This is a genomic window from Microbacterium sp. zg.Y909, assembly GCF_024626565.1.
In genome coordinates this window covers 1-1,322 of sequence record NZ_JANJFJ010000353.1, presented here as the reverse complement: position 1 = coordinate 1,322, position 1,322 = coordinate 1, and the positions used below count along the sequence as shown (strand labels likewise).

Annotated in this window: 1 protein-coding gene; it reads right to left on the bottom strand. The window is 72.7% G+C overall.

Annotated features, from left to right (window positions below):
* Positions 1–68 precede the first annotated feature (68 nt).
* On the bottom strand, positions 69–1,100 hold the full coding sequence (locus tag NQ160_RS18980) for an NADP-dependent oxidoreductase (RefSeq protein ID WP_257516668.1): 1,032 nt from the start codon (positions 1,098–1,100) through the stop codon (positions 69–71).
* Positions 1,101–1,322 lie beyond the last annotated feature (222 nt).

The window sequence follows — 1,322 nt, the reverse complement described above, 5'->3', positions numbered from 1 at the left end:
GACGAGCTCGTCGGCGAAGCGCGGCGGGTGCTCGTGTCGGAGTGACGGCGGGCTGCCCCGCCGCCCGGTCAGTCGTCGCTGATGCGCAGCACCGACTTGCCGCGGGTGTGGCCACGCTCCAGCTCGGTGTGCGCCGCGGCGGCCTCGTCGAGGTCGAAGACCCGATCGAGGTACACCCGGATGGATCCGGACTCCAGCAGCCGTGCGAGGGTCGCGAGCACACCGCCGTCGGGGATCACCTTGTACGACGTCGCGCGCACTCCGGCCGCAGCGGCCGCGGCGGCGTAGTCCGGCCACCCGCCCGTGGGGACGAGCACGTACAGTCCGCCCGGGCGCAGCACCGTCAGCGACCGCGTGCCGGTGTCGTCGTGCACGTTTCCGACGAGGTCGATGACCACGTCGACCTCTCCGGCGACGTCTTCGAACCGGGTGGTCGCGTAGTCGATCGCCACGGACGCGCCGAGGTCCCGCAGCCAGGGCAGGTTGGCGGCGGAGCCGGTGGCGGTCACGTGCGCGCCGAAGTACGACGCCAGCTGCACCGCGAAGTGCCCCACGCCGCCGCTGCCGGCATGGATGAGGATGCGCTGACCTTCGTGCGCGTGCGCGGTCTCGACGACGAGCCCCCAAGCCGTGAGCGCCGCCAGCGGCACCCCGGCGGCCTCGGCGTGAGAAAGGGAGGAGGGCTTGCGCGCCACCGAGAGCGTGGGCACGACGGCATACTCGGCGTACGTCCCGCCCGAGCGGGGGAAAGACACCATGCCGTAGACCTCGGTCCCCGGCGGCAGCGGGTGCGCTTCGTAGGGCGCCTTCACGACGACGCCGCTGAAATCGAAGCCGAGGGTGCTGGGGTAGGAGACGATGCCGGCGGTGGCGCCGGCGCCACTGCGGGTCTTGGCGTCGATCGGATTGACGCCGGCGGCCACGATGCGCACGAGCACCTCACTCAGCACGGGCGTCGGCACGGGGACCTCGGCGAGGCGCAGCACCTCTGCGGCGCCGGGTGCGTCGTACACGACGGCTCTCATCGTGGTCGGGGGGTCCGAGACGACAACGGTCCCCGCTTCAGGGACGTCGGTCCTTCTCAGCGGCCGGAATCTCATCGGTCGCTCCTTCCGCGCGCCGCGTGGTGGGCGGCAGCGCTGCTCGATTCGGCCCGGGATGGGGCGGGAAGTACAGTCAACCTCGCGTATGTCTCGACCGTGTTACGTGTCGGAGAAGTCTCGTGATCGGCGGCATCCGGGGCTCGCCGCCGACGGACGTCTGCGCGCGGTCTCGGCGTCGCGTGCGCGCCGCCCCGCCGCCGCCCCCGCCGCCCCGGTGCC

Excerpts from the sequence above, each read along its gene's own strand:
- NQ160_RS18980 (WP_257516668.1), bottom strand. The coding sequence starts at position 1,100 with ATGAGATTCCGGCCGCTGAGAAGGACCGACGTCCCTGAAGCGGGGACC.